Annotated in this window: 15 protein-coding genes; 7 read left to right on the top strand and 8 right to left on the bottom strand. The window is 75.7% G+C overall.

Annotated features, from left to right (window positions below; genetic code table 11):
• Nucleotides 1–69: 69 nt before the first annotated feature.
• Nucleotides 70–732, bottom strand: coding sequence for a DedA family protein (locus ACFQH9_RS07790; RefSeq protein ID WP_379565235.1), 663 nt, complete (start codon nucleotides 730–732; stop codon nucleotides 70–72).
• 166 nt (nucleotides 733–898) lie between these two features.
• Between ACFQH9_RS07790 and ACFQH9_RS07785 the strand changes: the two genes are divergently transcribed.
• Together ACFQH9_RS07785 and ACFQH9_RS07780 are read left to right on the top strand one after the other, a co-directional pair.
• Nucleotides 899–1,426 carry a DUF1697 domain-containing protein gene (locus ACFQH9_RS07785; RefSeq protein ID WP_379565234.1) on the top strand — a complete coding sequence of 176 codons (528 nt, stop codon included), beginning with the start codon at nucleotides 899–901 and terminating at the stop codon, nucleotides 1,424–1,426.
• 136 nt (nucleotides 1,427–1,562) lie between these two features.
• Nucleotides 1,563–2,906, top strand: a complete 1,344-nt coding sequence (locus ACFQH9_RS07780) for an ABC1 kinase family protein (protein ID WP_379565233.1) — start codon at nucleotides 1,563–1,565, stop codon at nucleotides 2,904–2,906.
• 2 nt (nucleotides 2,907–2,908) lie between these two features.
• On the opposite strand, the gene ACFQH9_RS07775 is transcribed toward ACFQH9_RS07780, so the two are convergent.
• Together ACFQH9_RS07775 and ACFQH9_RS07770 are read right to left on the bottom strand one after the other, a co-directional pair.
• Nucleotides 2,909–4,051 carry an MFS transporter gene (locus tag ACFQH9_RS07775; RefSeq protein ID WP_379565232.1) on the bottom strand — a complete coding sequence of 381 codons (1,143 nt, stop codon included), beginning with the start codon at nucleotides 4,049–4,051 and terminating at the stop codon, nucleotides 2,909–2,911.
• A gap of 98 nt (nucleotides 4,052–4,149) precedes the next feature.
• A complete protein-coding gene (locus ACFQH9_RS07770) occupies nucleotides 4,150–5,337 on the bottom strand; it encodes an MFS transporter (protein ID WP_379565231.1) in 1,188 nt (395 codons plus the stop codon).
• Nucleotides 5,338–5,503: 166 nt separating this feature from the next.
• On the opposite strand from ACFQH9_RS07770, the gene ACFQH9_RS07765 reads away from it, so the two are divergent.
• Entirely contained in the window at nucleotides 5,504–6,631 is a 1,128-nt protein-coding gene (locus ACFQH9_RS07765; protein ID WP_379565230.1) for a hypothetical protein, read from the top strand.
• A gap of 163 nt (nucleotides 6,632–6,794) precedes the next feature.
• Here the strand turns inward: ACFQH9_RS07765 and ACFQH9_RS07760 are convergent, their stop codons facing one another.
• The gene (locus tag ACFQH9_RS07760) at nucleotides 6,795–7,727 is read right to left on the bottom strand and encodes a thiamine-phosphate kinase (RefSeq protein WP_379565299.1); all 933 of its coding nucleotides are present in this window, start codon (nucleotides 7,725–7,727) and stop codon (nucleotides 6,795–6,797) included.
• Between the two features lie 165 nt (nucleotides 7,728–7,892).
• Between ACFQH9_RS07760 and ACFQH9_RS07755 the strand changes: the two genes are divergently transcribed.
• A complete protein-coding gene (locus tag ACFQH9_RS07755) occupies nucleotides 7,893–8,126 on the top strand; it encodes an Lrp/AsnC ligand binding domain-containing protein (RefSeq protein WP_379565229.1) in 234 nt (77 codons plus the stop codon).
• Between the two features lie 23 nt (nucleotides 8,127–8,149).
• Complete coding sequence (locus tag ACFQH9_RS07750) at nucleotides 8,150–8,728, top strand: DUF3515 domain-containing protein (protein WP_379565228.1); 579 nt, start codon at nucleotides 8,150–8,152, stop codon at nucleotides 8,726–8,728.
• Nucleotides 8,729–8,842: 114 nt separating this feature from the next.
• On the opposite strand, the gene ACFQH9_RS07745 is transcribed toward ACFQH9_RS07750, so the two are convergent.
• Both ACFQH9_RS07745 and ACFQH9_RS07740 read right to left on the bottom strand, forming a co-directional pair.
• Nucleotides 8,843–9,976: a D-alanine--D-alanine ligase family protein gene (locus ACFQH9_RS07745; protein ID WP_379565227.1), complete on the bottom strand. Its 1,134-nt coding sequence runs from the start codon at nucleotides 9,974–9,976 to the stop codon at nucleotides 8,843–8,845.
• A gap of 124 nt (nucleotides 9,977–10,100) precedes the next feature.
• Entirely contained in the window at nucleotides 10,101–10,985 is an 885-nt protein-coding gene (locus tag ACFQH9_RS07740) for an isocitrate lyase/PEP mutase family protein (RefSeq protein ID WP_379565226.1), read from the bottom strand.
• A gap of 49 nt (nucleotides 10,986–11,034) precedes the next feature.
• Between ACFQH9_RS07740 and ACFQH9_RS07735 the strand changes: the two genes are divergently transcribed.
• Together ACFQH9_RS07735 and ACFQH9_RS07730 are read left to right on the top strand one after the other, a co-directional pair.
• On the top strand, nucleotides 11,035–11,466 hold the full coding sequence (locus ACFQH9_RS07735; protein WP_379565225.1) for a TIGR03618 family F420-dependent PPOX class oxidoreductase: 432 nt from the start codon (nucleotides 11,035–11,037) through the stop codon (nucleotides 11,464–11,466).
• A 230-nt stretch (nucleotides 11,467–11,696) separates the two neighbouring features.
• The gene (locus ACFQH9_RS07730; protein WP_379565298.1) at nucleotides 11,697–14,309 is read left to right on the top strand and encodes an MFS transporter; all 2,613 of its coding nucleotides are present in this window, start codon (nucleotides 11,697–11,699) and stop codon (nucleotides 14,307–14,309) included.
• Between the two features lie 64 nt (nucleotides 14,310–14,373).
• On the opposite strand, the gene ACFQH9_RS07725 is transcribed toward ACFQH9_RS07730, so the two are convergent.
• Nucleotides 14,374–14,730, bottom strand: coding sequence for a nuclear transport factor 2 family protein (locus ACFQH9_RS07725; RefSeq protein ID WP_379565224.1), 357 nt, complete (start codon nucleotides 14,728–14,730; stop codon nucleotides 14,374–14,376).
• Nucleotides 14,731–14,766: 36 nt separating this feature from the next.
• The gene (gene pdxR, locus ACFQH9_RS07720; RefSeq protein ID WP_379565223.1) at nucleotides 14,767–16,134 is read right to left on the bottom strand and encodes a MocR-like pyridoxine biosynthesis transcription factor PdxR; all 1,368 of its coding nucleotides are present in this window, start codon (nucleotides 16,132–16,134) and stop codon (nucleotides 14,767–14,769) included.
• Nucleotides 16,135–16,168: the final 34 nt, after the last annotated feature.

Raw genomic sequence — 16,168 nt, 5'->3', positions numbered from 1 at the left:
CCGATCATTCTCGGGGCCGACACGCGTGCGGCCCGTCTCAGCCTGAGACGGGCCGCAGGGGTGGAACGGTCAGCGTGCGAGCGCGGGAACCGGGGCCGGGGCGGTGGCGCGGGCGGACCGCCGGGCCAGCACGCGCCGGCGCATGCGGCGGCCGGCCTCGAAGCCGCCCGCGGTCACCACCGCCATGACCATCCCGGCGGCGAGACAGAGCAGCGGGTTGCCCTTCGTGATCGGGCCGAGCACCGCACCGACCAGCAGCATGTACACGGCCCACACCGCCGAGCTGGCCGCGCTGGCGGGCAGGAACATCCGCACCGGCAGCCGCACGCGCCCGCACGCGGCGGTGCTCACCAGCCGCCCGCCGGGCACCAACCGGGCACCGACGCAGGCCACGATCGGCCTGTTCCAGAGGTTGCGGCGGACCCAGGCACCCAGCCCGTCGTCCTTCTCCCCGGCGCCGCACAGGACGCGGTTCGAGCTCCGGCCGAGGGTGTACACGGCCGCGTCGCCGAGCATGGAGCCGATCACCGACGCGAGGAACAGCCCGAGCACGCCGGGCACGTCTCCGGTGCCGAACGCCGCGGCCGCGCCCACCGTCAGCAGCGTCTCGCTGGGCAGCACGGGGAACGGTCCGTCGAACGCGATCAGCACTGCGAGCACCGGGAGCAGCCACACGCTGTGCAGCACGGCGTCGAAGAGCGCCACGAGGGCGCCGGCGTCGAGGAGCTGCACGAAGGGGTCCTTCCCACGGGGGTCTCGCGGAGTACTCGGTCCACACTCCCAGAACGTCACGGCAGGGTCACGGGGGCACACCCCCGTCCCGTCCCCGAGGTCAGCCGGATGTGCTCCGTGTGCGGTGAGCGGTCGGCTCGCCGTGCCGGGTGTAGGTTCCGGCCCCGTGACGGGCTACGCGGTCCTGCTGCGCGGCGTGAACGTCGGCGGGAACAGGAAGGTCGCGATGACCGAACTGCGCGACCTGCTCGGCGATCTGGGGTACACGCAGGTGAGGACGCTGCTGCAGAGCGGCAACGCGGTGCTCGCGGCCGACGAGCCCGCCGCGACCGTGGTCGAGCGCGTCGGGACCGCCCTCGCCGAGCGGTACGGCACGGAGATCGGGGTCCTGGCACTGAGCCGCGCCGACCTGCAGGCCGCGGCCGACGGTCATCCGCTGCGTGACATCGCCGACAACGGCTCGCGCATGCTGGTGCTCTGGCCCTTCGGGGCGCCCCCGCCCGGCGCTCCCAGCCCCGTCGAGCTCGACCCGGAGCGGATCGTGGTGCGCGACGGGCTGATCTACCAGTGGTGCCCGGACGGGATCTCGAACGCCCCGGACGTCGCCGCGTTCGTCCGCAAGGCCTGGAAGGTCCCGACCACCGGCCGCAACTGGAACACCCTCGAGAAGCTCCTCGCGGCGATTCCCGACTGATGGTCGGAGCCCCTCGTCCCGGCCGGACCGGCGGTCGCCGCACGGTCGGGGTACCCACCCCCACCCGGGAGGAGGTCCCGGCGTGCGCTCCCGGCGCGTGACAGTAGGGTCACCGTCGGTTGCGGGAGGGGGCGTGATGGCGGACGAGAGGGGGGAGCGGGGTGTCCCCCGCGGCGGTTTCGGACGCTCCGCGCGGCTCGCCTCGCTGCCCCTCACCTTTGCCGGCCGCGCGGTCGGCGGGTGGGGCCGCACGCTCGCCGGGGCCGACGCGGACGAGGTCACCGCCACCACCCTCGCCCGCAACGCCGAGCAGCTGTTCGCCGTGCTCGGTTCGCTCAAGGGCGGCGCGATGAAGCTCGGCCAGGCGCTGTCGGTCTACGACGCGATGATCCCCGCGGAGGTCGCGGGCCCGTACCAGGAGGCCCTGGCCAGGCTGCAGACCTCGAGCCCGCCGATGCCGGTCGCGGACGTGCACCGGATGCTGGCCGAGCAGCTGGGCCGGGGCTGGCGGGAGCGGTTCGCGGAGTTCGACGACGCGCCGCACGCCGCGGCCAGCATCGGCCAGGTGCACCGGGCCGTCTGGCGCGGGTCGAACGGCCGGCCCCGGGAGGTCGCCGTCAAGGTGCAGTACCCCGGCGCCGACCTCGCCCTCGACTCCGACCTGCGCACGCTCGAGCGGTTCTCCCGGCTGTTCGGCGCGATCTTCCCCGCGCTCGACGCCCGCGCCCTGGTCCGCGAGCTGCGCGAGCGCACGATGGAGGAGGTCGACTACCGGCTCGAGGCGGACCGCCAGCGCGCGTTCGCGACGGGCTTCGCCGAGTGGCCCGGCCTGCGCGTCCCGCGGGTGGTGGCGTCGGCGCCGAAGGTGCTGGTCACCGAGTGGCTCGACGGGTTCCCGCTGCGCGAGCTGCTCGGCGGTCGGGGCGCCGAGGCGGACCGGGACCGGTTCGGGCACACCGTCGTCGAGACGATGTTCGCCTCGCCCACCCGGGTCGGGCTGCTGCACGCCGACCCGCACCCGGGCAACTTCCTCGTCCTGGCCGACGGCAGCGGCCTCGGCATGATCGACTTCGGCGCGGCCGCGACCTTGCCGGACGGGATCCCGCCGGTGCTCGTCCGCATCCTGAAGCTCACCGCGGAGCAGGACGCCGAGGGCCTCGACCGGCTGCTGCGCAGCGAGGGGTTCCTCGCGCCCGACGCCGAGGCGGCCGACGTCCTGCGCTGGGTCGGGGCGCTGGCCGACCCGCTGCGCGTGGAGCGGTTCCACTTCACCGAGGCCTGGATCGCGCGGCAGGGCGCCCGGGTCGCCAACCCGACCAACCGCGCGTACCGCGACACCGGTCGTGCCCTGTCCTTCCCGCCGGAGTACGCGCTGGTCATGCGCGTGCTCTCGGGCTGGATGAACATCCTGGCCCGGCTGGACTGCACGGTCGCCGCCCGCGGCCTGGTCGAGCGCTGGGTGCCCGGCTTCGCCGACTGAGCTCACACCCTCCGCAGCAGCCACCACAACGCCGGAGCCAGGCCCAGCAGCCCGAGGGCCACCGCCGGCGTGCCACCGAGCGCCCACGTCGCCACCACGGCGAGCGAGGCGACCTCCATGCCCAGCGTGGACACCGAGATCACCGTGGCACGGGCCCGGCCCGACAGCCGCTCCTGCACCCGGGTGTCCGTGACGACCTGGAGGCACTGCTGCAGCGCGAAGTGGACGCCGAGGGCGACCAGGCCGATCGCCCCGCCGTGGTCCGCAACCAGGAGCGCGGCGGCGGCCAGCACCAGGAGCGCCCCGAGGCCACGCCCCTGCAGCCCGCCGGCGCGCCCCCCGAGGGCCGCCCCCGCCGCACCGGCGAGCGCCACCAGCACCAGCAGGCCGGGCACGGCCACGAGCGGGACCGCGGGCTGCTGCCCGACGATCAGCGGGAAGTACTCCTCCAGCGCCCCGACGCCACCGACGACCGCCGCGCCGACCAGCGCACCGCGGACCGTCCGGCTGCCGACCGCCTCGGCCAGGCCGGCGCGCAGGGTCCGCCAGTAGGAGAGGTCCTCGGCCGGCTCGGCGGGTGCGTCCTCGTCGTCGGGCGGCCCGACGCGCGGCGGATCCGGGAAGGCACAGGTCAGGCCGGCTGCGGCCAGGCAGGTCCCGACGCTCACCCACCCGACGGGCCCGTACCCGCCGGTCGCGACGAGGACGGTCGCCGCGGCCGCCGAGGGCACCTGGGCGGCGTGCTCGGCCGCGGTGACGAGACCGCGGACCCCGGCGTACCGGTCGACCGCGCCCGCGGCGCCCAGCGTCTCGTAGACCAGTGCCTCGACCGTGCCGCTGAACAGCGCTCCCCCGACGCCCCACAGCACGAAACCCGCGGCGAACCCGGGGAGACCGGGCGCGAGCAGCCAGAGTGCGTAGGCGGCGGCCTGCAGGATCCCGCCCGCGGCGAGCACCCGCCGTCGGGAGAACCGGTCGGACAGGGCGCCCGACGGCACCTCCGCGACCAGCCCGCTGACCGACCAGATCGCGAAGAGCACGGAGATCTCCGCGCCGGACATGCCGTGGTCGGCGAAGAACAGCGCGTAGAGCGGGTAGAGCGGCACCGCGTCGGCGAGCAGCGCCCAGCCGACGAGGAGGCGCACCGGACCGCGGGCGGCCGGCGGCAGGGGGCGGGACGTGCGTCAAAGGAAGGGCACGGCGGGAGCGTAGCGACGCTGCCGCGGTCGCGTCCGCGCTTTTCTCAGGTGGTCGCGGCCGCGGGCTCGCGCCGGTGGTCGCCGATCCCGATCGCCGCGACGATCTGCAGCACCGCGGCCCCGAGCAGCACCAGCAGCGCCGCGGCGTAGCCGTGGGTCAGGTCGACGAGCACGCCCATCAGCAGCGGGCCCAGCCCCGCCACGGTGTAGCCGACGCCCAGGGCGAGGCCGCTCGTCGCCGCGCTGGCGGCCGGGTCGGGGGTGCGGTGGGCGATCACCCCCAGGCCGAGGGGGAAACCCGCCCCGACCCCCACGCCGATCAGCGCGACCCACAGCCACGCCCCGACCAGCGGCGGCTCGGGCAGCAGCACCATGCCGAGGACGGCCACGACCGTGCAGGCGGCCATGAGCAGTGCCCACCTGCGGAACCGACCCGACCGCTCGGCGAGGCTCGGCACGACGAGCGCCGAGGGCATCTGCGCCACGCTCCACACCGAGATCAGCAGACCGGCGGCGGCCGGACTCCAGCCGCGGTCCACGTAGGCCGGGGCGACCCAGGTCAGCGAGCCGTAGACGGTGAGCGACACGCCGGACTGGTACGTCGCCGCCAGCCGGGCGAACGGGTCGCGCCAGGGCAGCCGCCGCCGGGCCGTCGCGCCGCCGGTGTGCGGACCGGCGTCACCGCGCATGATCGCGGCCCACACGGCGACGGCGAGCAGGGCGGGCACCGCCCACAGCGCCAGCGAGTACGACCAGCCCCCGAGGGCGACGGCGACCGGCACGGCCAGCGCGCTGACGACCGTGGACCCGAGCATCATCGCGACGACGTACGCGCCGCTCACCGCGCCGGCCCGGGCGGCGAGCCGGTCCTTCACCACCGCGGTGAGCAGCACCCCGGCGACGCCGATGCCCAGCCCGATCACGAGGGTCCCGGCGAAGAGCGCGACGAGCGCGGGCACCCCGCGGACCAGGCTGCCCAGGGCGACCAGCGCGACCGACCCGCCGAGCGCCCGGACGGCGCCGAACCGCGCGCTCACCCGCGGCCCGATCAACGAGCCCGCGGCCATCGCCAGAATGGCGCCGGTCTGCGCGGCCCCCGCGGTGCCGGCGGAGATCCCGAGGGCCTCGCGCACGTCGCCGAGCAGCGGCGGGTAGGCGGACAGGGCCGCCCGCAGGTTCAGCGACAGCGCGAGCAGGCCGACCAGGACGAGCGCGGCGGACCGGGGTTTCACCGCTCCTGCGTACCCGAACCGCCGCTCCCCCGCCGCCCCTGCGAGGAGCGATCGCCACGCTGGCAGCCGTCTGTCACTCACACCGGTGCCGGTGCGTGATCGATCGGTCACCGTGTGAGGTACGGCACCCCGGTAACAGGGCCGCGCGTGGCGCCGATAGCTGGCCGTGAGGGAGTCGGGGCCCAGGGCCACCCAGGAATGGACCACGCCGCCCCGCGGCACGGACGACCCCGGGATCCGACCCGCCGAGCGCACCACCTACCTGCGGGTCCGGCCCAGCCCGCGCCCCCGCACCACCCCCGCCGCGGACGCGCGCGACACGTCCGCGGCGGGGTGTGCGGCAGAGCCGGGCGACCGGGCCGCGGGCTCCACGTCCGGACCGGTCGAGGGCGCGCCCGTCGGCCCGGACGCCGAGCAGCGCCCGGAGCGGACGGAGGAGCAGCCCGCGGCGGCAGGTGACGCGCCCTCGACAGGAGCGGAGGACGCCGACGAGCGGGATGCGGCTCGAGCGGCGGACAAGGCTTTCCCGACCGAGCATCAGCCCGCGGTCGGGGAACCCGCAGCGGGCGGGACCGCCACGGACGCCACCGTGGCGGAGGCCGACAGCGCGACCGGGACCGACAGCGCGACCGGGACCGACAGCGCGACCGGGACCGACAGCGCGCCGGAGGGCGACAGCGTCGAGAAGCCCCGTCCCGCGGAGCCCGACACCGCCGACACCGACTCCGGTCCGGCGGCGCCCGACACCGCGCAGCTCGACGCTGCGGAGCAGCCCGACGCCGCCGAGCAGCCCGACGCCGCCGAGCAGCCCGACGCCGCCGAGAAGCCCGTGACTTCCGAGGCCGGCGCGGAACCGGGCGCGGAACCGGGCGCGGCGTCCGGCGCCCGGTCCGGCGTCACGGGCTCCGGTGCGACGCCGGCAGGGCCGCCGCGCACGGCCGCCCCGCGTCCCCGGCCGCTCAGGCGGACGCCGGCCCGTCCCCCGCTCGGGCCCCGGCCCGGTCAGGCCGCAGCGTCGACGGCCGAGGCGGCACCCCCGGCGCCCGGGGCGACGTCAGCACCGGCAGCCTGCACCGACCGCCCCACCACCGGTCCCTCCACCGGTCCCTCCACCGGGCCCTCCACGAAGGTGCTGCAACCCCTGCCGTCGGCACCCGCGCCCAAGACGATCCCGGCCCTGCCGATCGCCCCCGTGGATCCCGCGGACCGCCCGTTCTCGCACCCGCAGCGCTCCGTGCCCGGCAAGCCCGAGTCCCTGCTGCGCCGCCTCTTCCGCCGCCGCCCCCGCACCTGACCCGGTCGCGGTGCGGCAGCCGCGCCACAGCGGTTGCCGCCCCGCAGCGGCACCGGAGCCGCCCGGTTCGGCTGTGGTGCCGCAGCCGCGGCACACGGTCGCTGCACCGCGAACCCACCGGGGGCCACCCGGCCTGGAGGCGGCCCCACCACCCGGGTCGCCGTCAGGCGAAGTGCTCCCACCCCGCGGACCCGGCATACGGCTCGCCGTCGACGAGCACGCCCTCCCCCTCCTCGACCTCGCCGAGCGCGACGAACCCCTCCGGCAGGGCGGTACCGGGCGGGAAGGTGGCCGCCAGCGCGTGGTCCTCCCCGCCGGTCAGCATCCAGTCGAGGGGGTCGACGCCGAGCGCCGGCGCCACCTCCGCGAGCCGCTCGGGCACGACGAAGGCGTCCCGCCGCAGCGCGAGGCGCACCCCCGACTCCGACGCCACGTGGCCGAGGTCGGCGAGCAGGCCGTCCGAGACGTCGATCATGGCCGTGGCCCCGGCGAGCGCGGCCGTGGGGCCGGCGGCGTACGGCGGGGTGGGTGCGCGGTGGGCGTCGACCAACGCGCCCGGCGACCGGAAGCCGCGGGTCAGCACGGCCAGCCCGGCGGCGGCCCACCCGAGCCGCCCGCACACCGCGACGACGTCCCCGGGCCGGGCCCCGCCCCGCGTCACCGGGTCGCGGCCCTCCAGCGCGCCGAGCGCGGTCACCGAGACGACGAGCGTGGGCGAGGCGGCGACGTCGCCGCCCACCAGTCCGACGCCGACGACCCCGGCCTCGGCCCACATCCCCTCGGCCAGCCCCTCGAGCGTCGCGACCGGGGTGTCGCGCGGCGCGGCGAGGCCGACGAGCAGGCCCGTCGGCACCGCGCCCATCGCGGCGACGTCGGCAAGGTTCGCGGCGACCGCCTTGCGTCCCACGTCCCGTGGCGCGGACCAGTCGAGCCGGAAGTGGACGCCCTCGACCAGGACGTCGACGCACGCCACGACCCGCCCGTCCGGCTGGGCCACGACGGCGGCGTCGTCCCCGGGGCCGAGCAGCGTCGCCGGGGGCTGGACCCGGCCGCGGGTCACACGCTCGATGAGCCCGAACTCCCCGATCGTGGCCAGTGCGGGCGAAACGTCCGGTTCGCTCGGTGTGTCGCTCGCCTCGGTGGCCCCCGACGGGGTGCGCGACGATGGGGACACGGGCTCTCCTCAGGTACGTTGCCTCCGACTTTCCCATCGGACGCGGTCCGGCGGGACTCCAGACAAGCAGACGAGAAGGGGCACGCCGTGGTGCAGGCCTACATCCTGATCCAGACCGAGGTCGGCAAGGCGGCGGCGGTCGCCACCGAGATCGCCGCCCTCCCCGGCGTCGTCACGGCCGAGGACGTCACCGGGCCGTACGACGTCATCGTCCGCGCCGAGGCGGCCGACGTCGACGAGCTGGGCCAGCTCGTCGTCGCGCGGGTGCAGGGGGTCGCCGGCATCACCCGGACCCTGACCTGCCCCGTGGTCAAGCTCTGAGCGGAGCCGACCGGGTCCTCCCCATGTCCCCGACCAGTCCGCAGCACGGCCCCGACCTGCGACGACCGGCGGTGGTCCTCGCGATCGCGCTGCCGGTCCTGCTCGCGCTGGTGGTGGCCGGCCTCGCGATCGCGGCGCGGGCCGGGGCGTTCGACGCGCCCGCTCCCGCCCCGGAGACCGGCCCGCTCGCCCTCGCGCCGGTCGAGGCGCCGGCCGCGTCCTCCCCGGCCTGCACGAACCTGCTCGCGGCGCTGCCGGCCGACCTGCCCGGTGATCCCGCGTTCCCCGCGCGGCCGCTGGCCGAGCCCGTGCAGCCCGGCGCGCGTGCCTGGGCCGCCGCGCCGCGCCCGGTCGTGCTGCGCTGCGGCCTGCCCCGCCCCCAGGAGCTGACCCCGACCTCCACGCTCACGGAGGTGAACGGCGTCAGCTGGCTCACGCTCTCCGACGCCACCCCGCAGCCGACGCTGGTCACCTACGTGGCCGTCGACCGTGAGGTCTACGTGGCGCTCACGACGCCCACATCGGTCGGCACCGGACCGGTCCAGACCGTCTCCGACGCGATCGCCCGCACCCTCCCCCGCACCGACATCGCCGTCCGCTGACCCGGCTCCCGCGAGTCGGCACTGTCGCGCGACCGAACCACACCTCTCGCGAGTGACCCGGGATGTGCGGCTCGGTGACCTCGAACTGCCGACTCGCGGGAGGGGGAGCGGGACTCAGCGCAGGCCGGTGCCCCGGGCGAGGGCGGTGTCGACCAGCGTGGCGAGCAGCGTCGGGTAGTCGACGCCCGTGTGCGCCCACATCCGCGGGTACATCGAGATGGGAGTGAAGCCCGGCATCGTGTTGACCTCGTTGACGGTCAGCTCCCCGCCCTCGCCGACGAAGAAGTCGACCCGCGCGAGCCCCTGGCAGTCCAGGGCGCAGAAGGCGGCGATCGCCATCTCGCGCAGCCGTTCGGCGACGGCGTCGTCGAGCTTGGCGGGGATGTCGAACTCGCAGACGTCGTCGAGGTACTTGGCCTCGAAGTCGTAGAACTCGCTGGTGCCGCCGACCAGCCGGATCTCGGCGGGCAGCGAGGCGCGCAGCGTGCCGTCGGGCAGCTCCAGCACCCCGCACTCCACCTCCCGCCCGACGACCGCGGCCTCGACCAGCACCTTGGGGTCGTGCGCGCGGGCGGTGGCGATCGCGGCGTCGAGGTCGGCCCAGTCGCCCACCTTCGTGATCCCGACCGACGACCCCGCGCGCGCCGGCTTGACGAAGACGGGCAGGCCGAGCCGCTCGCGCTCGTCGGCCGACAGGGTCCGCGCCTGGGGCCGCAGCACGACCAGGTTCCCGGCGGGCAGCCCGTCGGCGGCCAGGAGCTTCTTGGTGAACTCCTTGTCCATCCCGGCCGCGCTGGCGAACACCCCGGCGCCGACGTACGGCAGCCCGGCCATCTCGAGCAGGCCCTGGACGGTGCCGTCCTCGCCGAACGGGCCGTGCAGCACCGGGAACACGACGTCGACGCCCGCGAGCACCTCGCCCGCGCGCCCCGGGTCGAGGCGCAGCAGGCCGCCCCGGGTGGGGTCACCGGGCAGGGCGAGCGCGGTGGCGGTGGGGTCGACCTGCGGCAGCGCACGGTCCCGGATCCGCAGGGCGGCGGGATCGTCCGTCCCGAGGACCCAGGCGCCGTCCGGCGCGATCCCGACCGGCACGACGTCGAACCGCTGCCGGTCGAGGTGGGTGAGCACGCTCCCCGCCGACACGCACGAGATCGCGTGCTCGGAGCTGCGCCCGCCGAAGACGACGGCCACCCGGATCCGGTCGCGCCGGGATGCCGCGGGGACCGCCGCGTCTGCAGGCTCGCTCATGACCGGGGAGCGTAGGCGGGCGGGCCACCGGGCCGCCGCACGCCCCGCCGATCCCCGCCTCCTGGTGAGCGAGCGGCGCTCTCGCCCACACCTCCTGGACGAACGCGCCGCTCGCTCATCGGGCTCAGCGGTAGCGCTGCTCCAGTTCCCGCACCTCGGGCAGCCCGACGAGCGAGGTGAACTCGTCGAAGGCCGGCAGCCCGGGGAGGGCGGCCTGCGGGGTGCCGTCCTTGCGCAGCGTCTCCAGCAGCGACCGCATCCCCGCGGTCGCCGCGAGCAGCGTGCCGATCGGGTAGATCACCAGCGCGAACCCGAGCTCGGCCATGCGGTCCAGGCCCAGCGGCGGGGTCCTGCCGCCCTCGGCCCAGTTGAAGACCAGCGGGGCGACGCCGGCGAGCTCGCCCGCGATCCGCTCGATGTCGGCCTCGGAGGTGGGCGCCTCGACGAACAGCAGGTCGGCACCCGCGTCCCGGAAGGCCCGGGCCCGCTCGATCGCGGCGTCGACGCCCTCGACGGCGACCGCGTCCGTCCGCGCGATGATCAGGAACTCCGGGTCGCGGCGGGCCTCGGTGGCGGCGCGGATCTTCCCGAGCATCTCCGGCAGCGGCACGATCTCCTTGCCGCTCATGTGGCCGCACTTCTTCGGCGTGACCTGGTCCTCGAGCTGGATCGCGGCCACGCCGGCCTGCTCGTAGGTCTGCACGGTGCGCAGCACGTTGATGGCGTTGCCGTAGCCCGTGTCGCCGTCGGCGATCACCGGCACGTCGACGGCCGCGACGAGCCGGCGGGCGTTGTCGGCCATCTCGGTCCCGGTGAGCAGGCCGACGTCCGGGCGGCCCAGCAGGCCCGCCGTCGTCCCGAAACCGGTCATGTAGACGGCGTCGAAGCCCGCCTGCTCGACCAGCCGGGCGGAGAGGGCGTCGTAGGCGCCGGGGGCGACGAGGGGGCCGGGCCCCGCGAGCAGGTCGCGCAGCCGCGCGCGGGGAGCTGTGGACAGCAGGTCGGACATGGCACGAGCGTGACACAGACCCGTGGGTGACCGGGTCCACACTGAGGACATGAGCGTGGATCTGGAAGCGGTCAGGCGGATCGTCGGGCAGGAGCACGGGCTCGCGTCGGTGGGCGAGGTGCGGGAGGACGGCACCCCGCACTCGTCGCTCGTCAACGCCGGGGTGCTCGAGCACCCGCGGACGGGCGCGCCGGTCGTCGGCTACGTGACGTACGGGCGGGTGAAGCTGCGCAACCTGCGGGCGCGGCCGGCCACGTCGGTGCTGTGGCGGGCGGGCTGGCGCTGGGCGGCGGTCGACGGCACGAGCGAGCTCATCGGCCCGGGCGACGGCGACCCGGAGGAGCTGCGGCTGTTGCTGCGGGCCGTGTTCACCGGCGCGGGCGGCACGCACGACGACTGGGAGACCTACGACCGCGTGATGCGCGAGGAGGGGCGGGTCGCGGTGCTCATCACCCCGACGAAGGTCTACGGCAACGCCTGAGGCTCACCCACCGTGGCCGCGGCGCTCCACTGTGGGACATCCCACCCGCGCCCGGGGAACCACCGGGGTCGACCGTGACACCCTGAAACGGTTAGCCTGAGACAACTAATCGTCGTCCGTGGGGAGGGCCCGTGCCGGCCGAACAGGCTGCCGTCATCGACCGACCGGGGGAGGTCCGCGCCCCCGGCCCGGGCTACAAGTGGATCGCCCTGTCCAACACCACGTTGGGCATGCTCATGGCCACGATCAACTCGTCCATCGTGCTGATCGCGCTGCCGGACATCTTCCGCGGGATCGGGATCAACCCGCTGGAGTCGTCGAACACCAGCTACCTGCTGTGGATGATCATGGGCTTCCTGGTCGTCACCGCGGTGCTGGTCGTCGGCTTCGGCCGCCTGGGCGACATGTTCGGCCGGGTCAGGATGTACAACCTCGGCTTCGCGATCTTCACGATCTCGTCGATCCTCCTCGCCGTCACCTGGCAACAGGGCGACGCGGCCGCCATCTGGCTCATCGTCTGGCGGATCGTGCAGGGCATCGGCGGCGCGTTCCTCATGGCGAACTCGAGCGCGATCCTCACCGACGCCTTCCCCGTGAACCAGCGCGGCACGGCGCTGGGCATCAACGGCGTCGCCGCGATCGCGGGCTCGTTCCTCGGCCTGATCATCGGCGGTCTGCTGGGCCCGGTGAACTGGCACCTGGTGTTCGTCGTGTCCGTGCCCTTCGGCGTGTTCGGCACGTTCTGGGCCTACTACAAGCTGCACGACAACGGCCGCCGCGTGCGGGCGAAGATGGACTGGTGGGGCAACATCACCTTCGCGGTGGGCCTCATCGTGCTGCTGATCGGCATCACCTACGGAATCCAGCCCTACGGCGACAGCGTGATGGGCTGGGGCAGCCCGATGGTGCTGAGCTGCATCATCGGCGGCATCGTCGTGCTGGTGGTCTTCGGGATCATCGAGACGAAGGTCGCCGCCCCGCTGTTCGAGCTCTCGCTCTTCCGCAACCGCGCCTTCACGCTCGGCAACCTGGCGAACCTGCTGGCCTCGCTCGGCCGCGGCGGCCTGCAGTTCGTACTGATCATCTGGTTGCAGGGCATCTGGCTGCCGCAGCACGGCTACAGCTTCGAGCAGACCCCGCTCTGGGCGGGCATCTACATGCTCCCGCTGACCGTCGGGTTCCTCGCGTCCGCGCCCCTCTCGGGCATCCTGTCGGACAGGTGGGGCGCGAAGTGGTTCACCACCGGCGGGATGGCGATCTCGGCCGTCAGCTTCGTCCTGTTGGAGATCCTGCCGGTCGACTTCGACTACTGGGCCTTCGCGGTCATCCTCCTGGTCAACGGCATCGGCATGGGCCTGTTCTCCTCACCGAACCGGGCCGAGATCATGAACAGCCTCCCGGCGAACGCCCGCGGCGCCGGCGCCGGCATGACGGCCACCTTCCAGAACGCCGCCATGGTGCTCTCGATCGGCTTCTTCTTCAGCCTGATGATCGCCGGCCTGTCCACGCACCTGCCGTCGGTCATGGAGACCGGCCTGGTGCAGCACGGCGTGCCGGCGGCCGACGCCTCGCGAATCGCCGGGCTTCCGCCCGTGGGCGTGCTGTTCGCGGCGTTCCTCGGCTACAACCCGATCCAGGAGCTGCTCGGCGGCGTCCTCGACCGGATCCCGGCCGACCAGGCGACCTTCCTCACCGGGCGGAGCTTCTTCCCGAACCTCATCTCGCAGCCCTTCTCCGAGGGCCTCACCGCGGCGTTCTGGTTCGCCGTGGCGGCCTGCGTCGTCGCGGCCGTCGCGTCGATCTTCACCGGGCGCCGGCAGACCTCCGCCGTGCCGGAGACCGTCGGGGCCGAGCTCGCGGCCGAGGGCGGCGAGCTGGTCGACACCGAGGACGGGTGGAACGACACCACGACCCGGCCGGTGTCGGTCGTGGGTCCGGCGGCGACGGCGGGCGTGGACACCGCGGCAACCGGCTCCGACCCGTTCGGGGCGGTCCCGCCCGCGGGCACGGTGGTCGGTGCGCTGCGCACGCCGCACGGCACGGCGATCCCGGGCGGCGTCGTGACCGTCACGGCACCGGACGGCCGGCAGGTCGGCCGCGCCGAGGTCGACCAGGGCGGCGGCTACGCCCTGCACGGCCTGCCGGCCGGCACGTACATGGTCGTCGCGACCGCGCCGGGCTTCCGGCCCGAGGTGGCCACCGTCGCGCTCGACGGCCGGGGTGCGTCCCAGGACTTCGACCTCCGCGGTGACGGCGCGCTGCACGGCCTGGTCCGCGCGGGCGCCCGCCCCGCCCCGCAGGTCTCGGTGCTCGCGCTGGACGGCACCGGTCGGCTCGTGGGGCGGGCGGTCACCGGTGAGGACGGGCGCTTCCGCCTCGACGGCGTCCCCGTCGGCACCACCACGGTCACCGCCACCCTGGCCGGGCACGAGCCCAGGGCCACCACGGTGCACGTGACCGCCGAGGGCGCCACCCCCGTCGAACTGGTGCTCGACGCCGGCGGTGGACTGGGCGGCACGGTCACCGGCCCCGACGGCCGGCTCCTGTCGAACGCGCTGGTCACCGTGGTCGACGGGGCGGGCGAGGTCGTCGCGACGGCCACCAGCGGCACGGACGGCCGGTTCGCCGTCCCGCGGATCGTGCCGGGCTCGTACACCGTGACCACCAGCGTGCACCTGCCCGCGGTCGCGCGGGTGGAGCTGGCCGGCGCGGGCACGACGGAGGTCGAGCTGCGGCTCGGTGCCGTGGGAACGGCCGCGCACGGCGGCTCCGGGAACGGCACGCCGAACGGGACCGGCGCCGATCGCGTCCACCACCGCACCACCCCCGTCGCCGGGGACTGACCCGCGACGCACGGCCGGCCCGCACCTCGGAAGGGGTGCGGGCCGCGGCGTTCCCCGGGGCGGGTCAGCGGGGCTGCGGCGTGAACCGCGCCGTCTGCGCGACGATCAGCCCGTCCCGCACGACCACGGTGTCGATCCCGTCGGACACGGTCGCCACGTCGGACTCCAGCGACCACTCCAGCAGGATCACCGCCTCGCCCCCCGCGGTCGCCTCGGTGACCGACTTCTCGGTGAACACGCAGTTCGGCATCTGCTCGAGCAGCCCGCCGAAGGCCTGCCGCAACCCCTCGTGCCCCTGCACCGTGGCCCCCGGGGTGACCAGGACGGCGTCGGGCGCGTAGTCGGCGAGGATCGCCTCCACGTCGTGGGCGTTCAGGGCCTTGAGGTGGTCGGTGAGGACCTCGACGGCGGTGCGCGCCATTGCGCTCTCCTCTCGCTGCGGTGCGGGGCCCCGAGCCTAACGACCGTTCGGCGACCCTGTCAGCACCTCGGCGAGGACAGGGAGCGCGGCCTCGAACGCGGCGCGGGTCGGCCCGGCGTACCCGAGCACGATCCCGCCCGGCGCCCCCGTGCCCGCGTACCGCTCCAGCACCTCGAGCCCGACCCCGCGTTCGGCCGCGGCGGCCCGCACGGCCCGGGCGGTGGTCGCGTCGGGCAGGGGGACGAGGACGTGCGCGCCGGCCCGGTCGCCCCGTAACGGCACGCCGGCCAGCGCCTCGACCAGCAGGCTCCGCCGCTCCCCCAGCTCCCGGCGCAGCCGGCGCAGGTGCCGGGCCAGGTCCCCGGACGTGGCGAACGCGGTGAACACCCGCTGCCCCGCCGGCGCGGGGCGCGACCCGGTCCGCTCCCGACGATCCAGGACGGCCTCGCGGACCGCCGGTGGTGCGACCAGCCAGCCGCTGCCGAGCGTCGGCGTGAGGATCTTGCTGCTGGTGCCGAGGTGCGCGACGACGTCCGGGCCCAGCGCGGCGAGCAGCGGCAGCGGGGCGACGTCGTAGCGCAGCTCGCCGTCGTAGTCGTCCTCGACGACCAGCATGCCCTCGGCGCGGGCCCGCTCGACCAGCGCGATCCGGCGCGCGGCCGGCATCCGGCCACCGACCGGGAACTGGTGGGCCGGGGTGCAGTACACCGCCGCGAGGCCGGCGGGCAGGTCCTCGACCCGCAGGCCCTCGTCGTCGACGGGCACGCCGACGATCTCGAGCCCGGCCGCGGCCAGGGCGTCGGCCGCCCGCCGGTACCCGGGCTCCTCCACCGCGACCCGTGCCCCGGCCGGGAGCACCCGGGCCAGCTCGGCGATCGCCCCGGTGCTCCCGCCGGTGGCGAGGACCTCGCCGGGCCGGGCGGGGAGCCCGCGATGGCGCAGCAGGTGCTCGCCGACGGCCGCGCGGAACTCGGGCAGCCCGGCGTAGCGGGGCAGCAGGTCGGGCTCGGCGTCCGCGGCGGCCCGCCAGGCGCGCCGCCACGCCGCCCGGTCCAGGACCTCGGTGCACGGGGTCCCCGGCTGCAGCTCGACCCGGGGCCGCTCGTCGGCGGGTTCGGTGCGCGGGCCGGGCCCCGGCGCCGGACCGGCGGCCGGCACCGCGGTGACGAAGGTGCCCGCGCCCACCCGGCCCTCGACCCAGCCCTCGGCCAGCAGCTGGTCGTAGGCGGCGGCCGTCACGGTGCGGCTGACCCGCAGGACGCCGGCCAGCTCACGGGTCGAGGGCAGCCTGTCCCCCGCCCGGAGCGTGCCGCCCGCGGCCGCGGCGCGCACGGCGTCGGCCAGCTGGGCCGCGAGCGGTTCAGGGCTCGCGCGGTCCAGGTGCAGGGGCGGCAGCTCGGTCACGAGTGGCCTCCCGGAATCGAGGCGGAGTGGCCGT

It is taken from the genome of Pseudonocardia lutea (assembly GCF_042658055.1).
In the GTDB taxonomy this organism is placed as follows: domain Bacteria; phylum Actinomycetota; class Actinomycetes; order Mycobacteriales; family Pseudonocardiaceae; genus Pseudonocardia; species Pseudonocardia lutea.
This window is presented reverse-complemented; position numbering and strand designations above follow the sequence as displayed.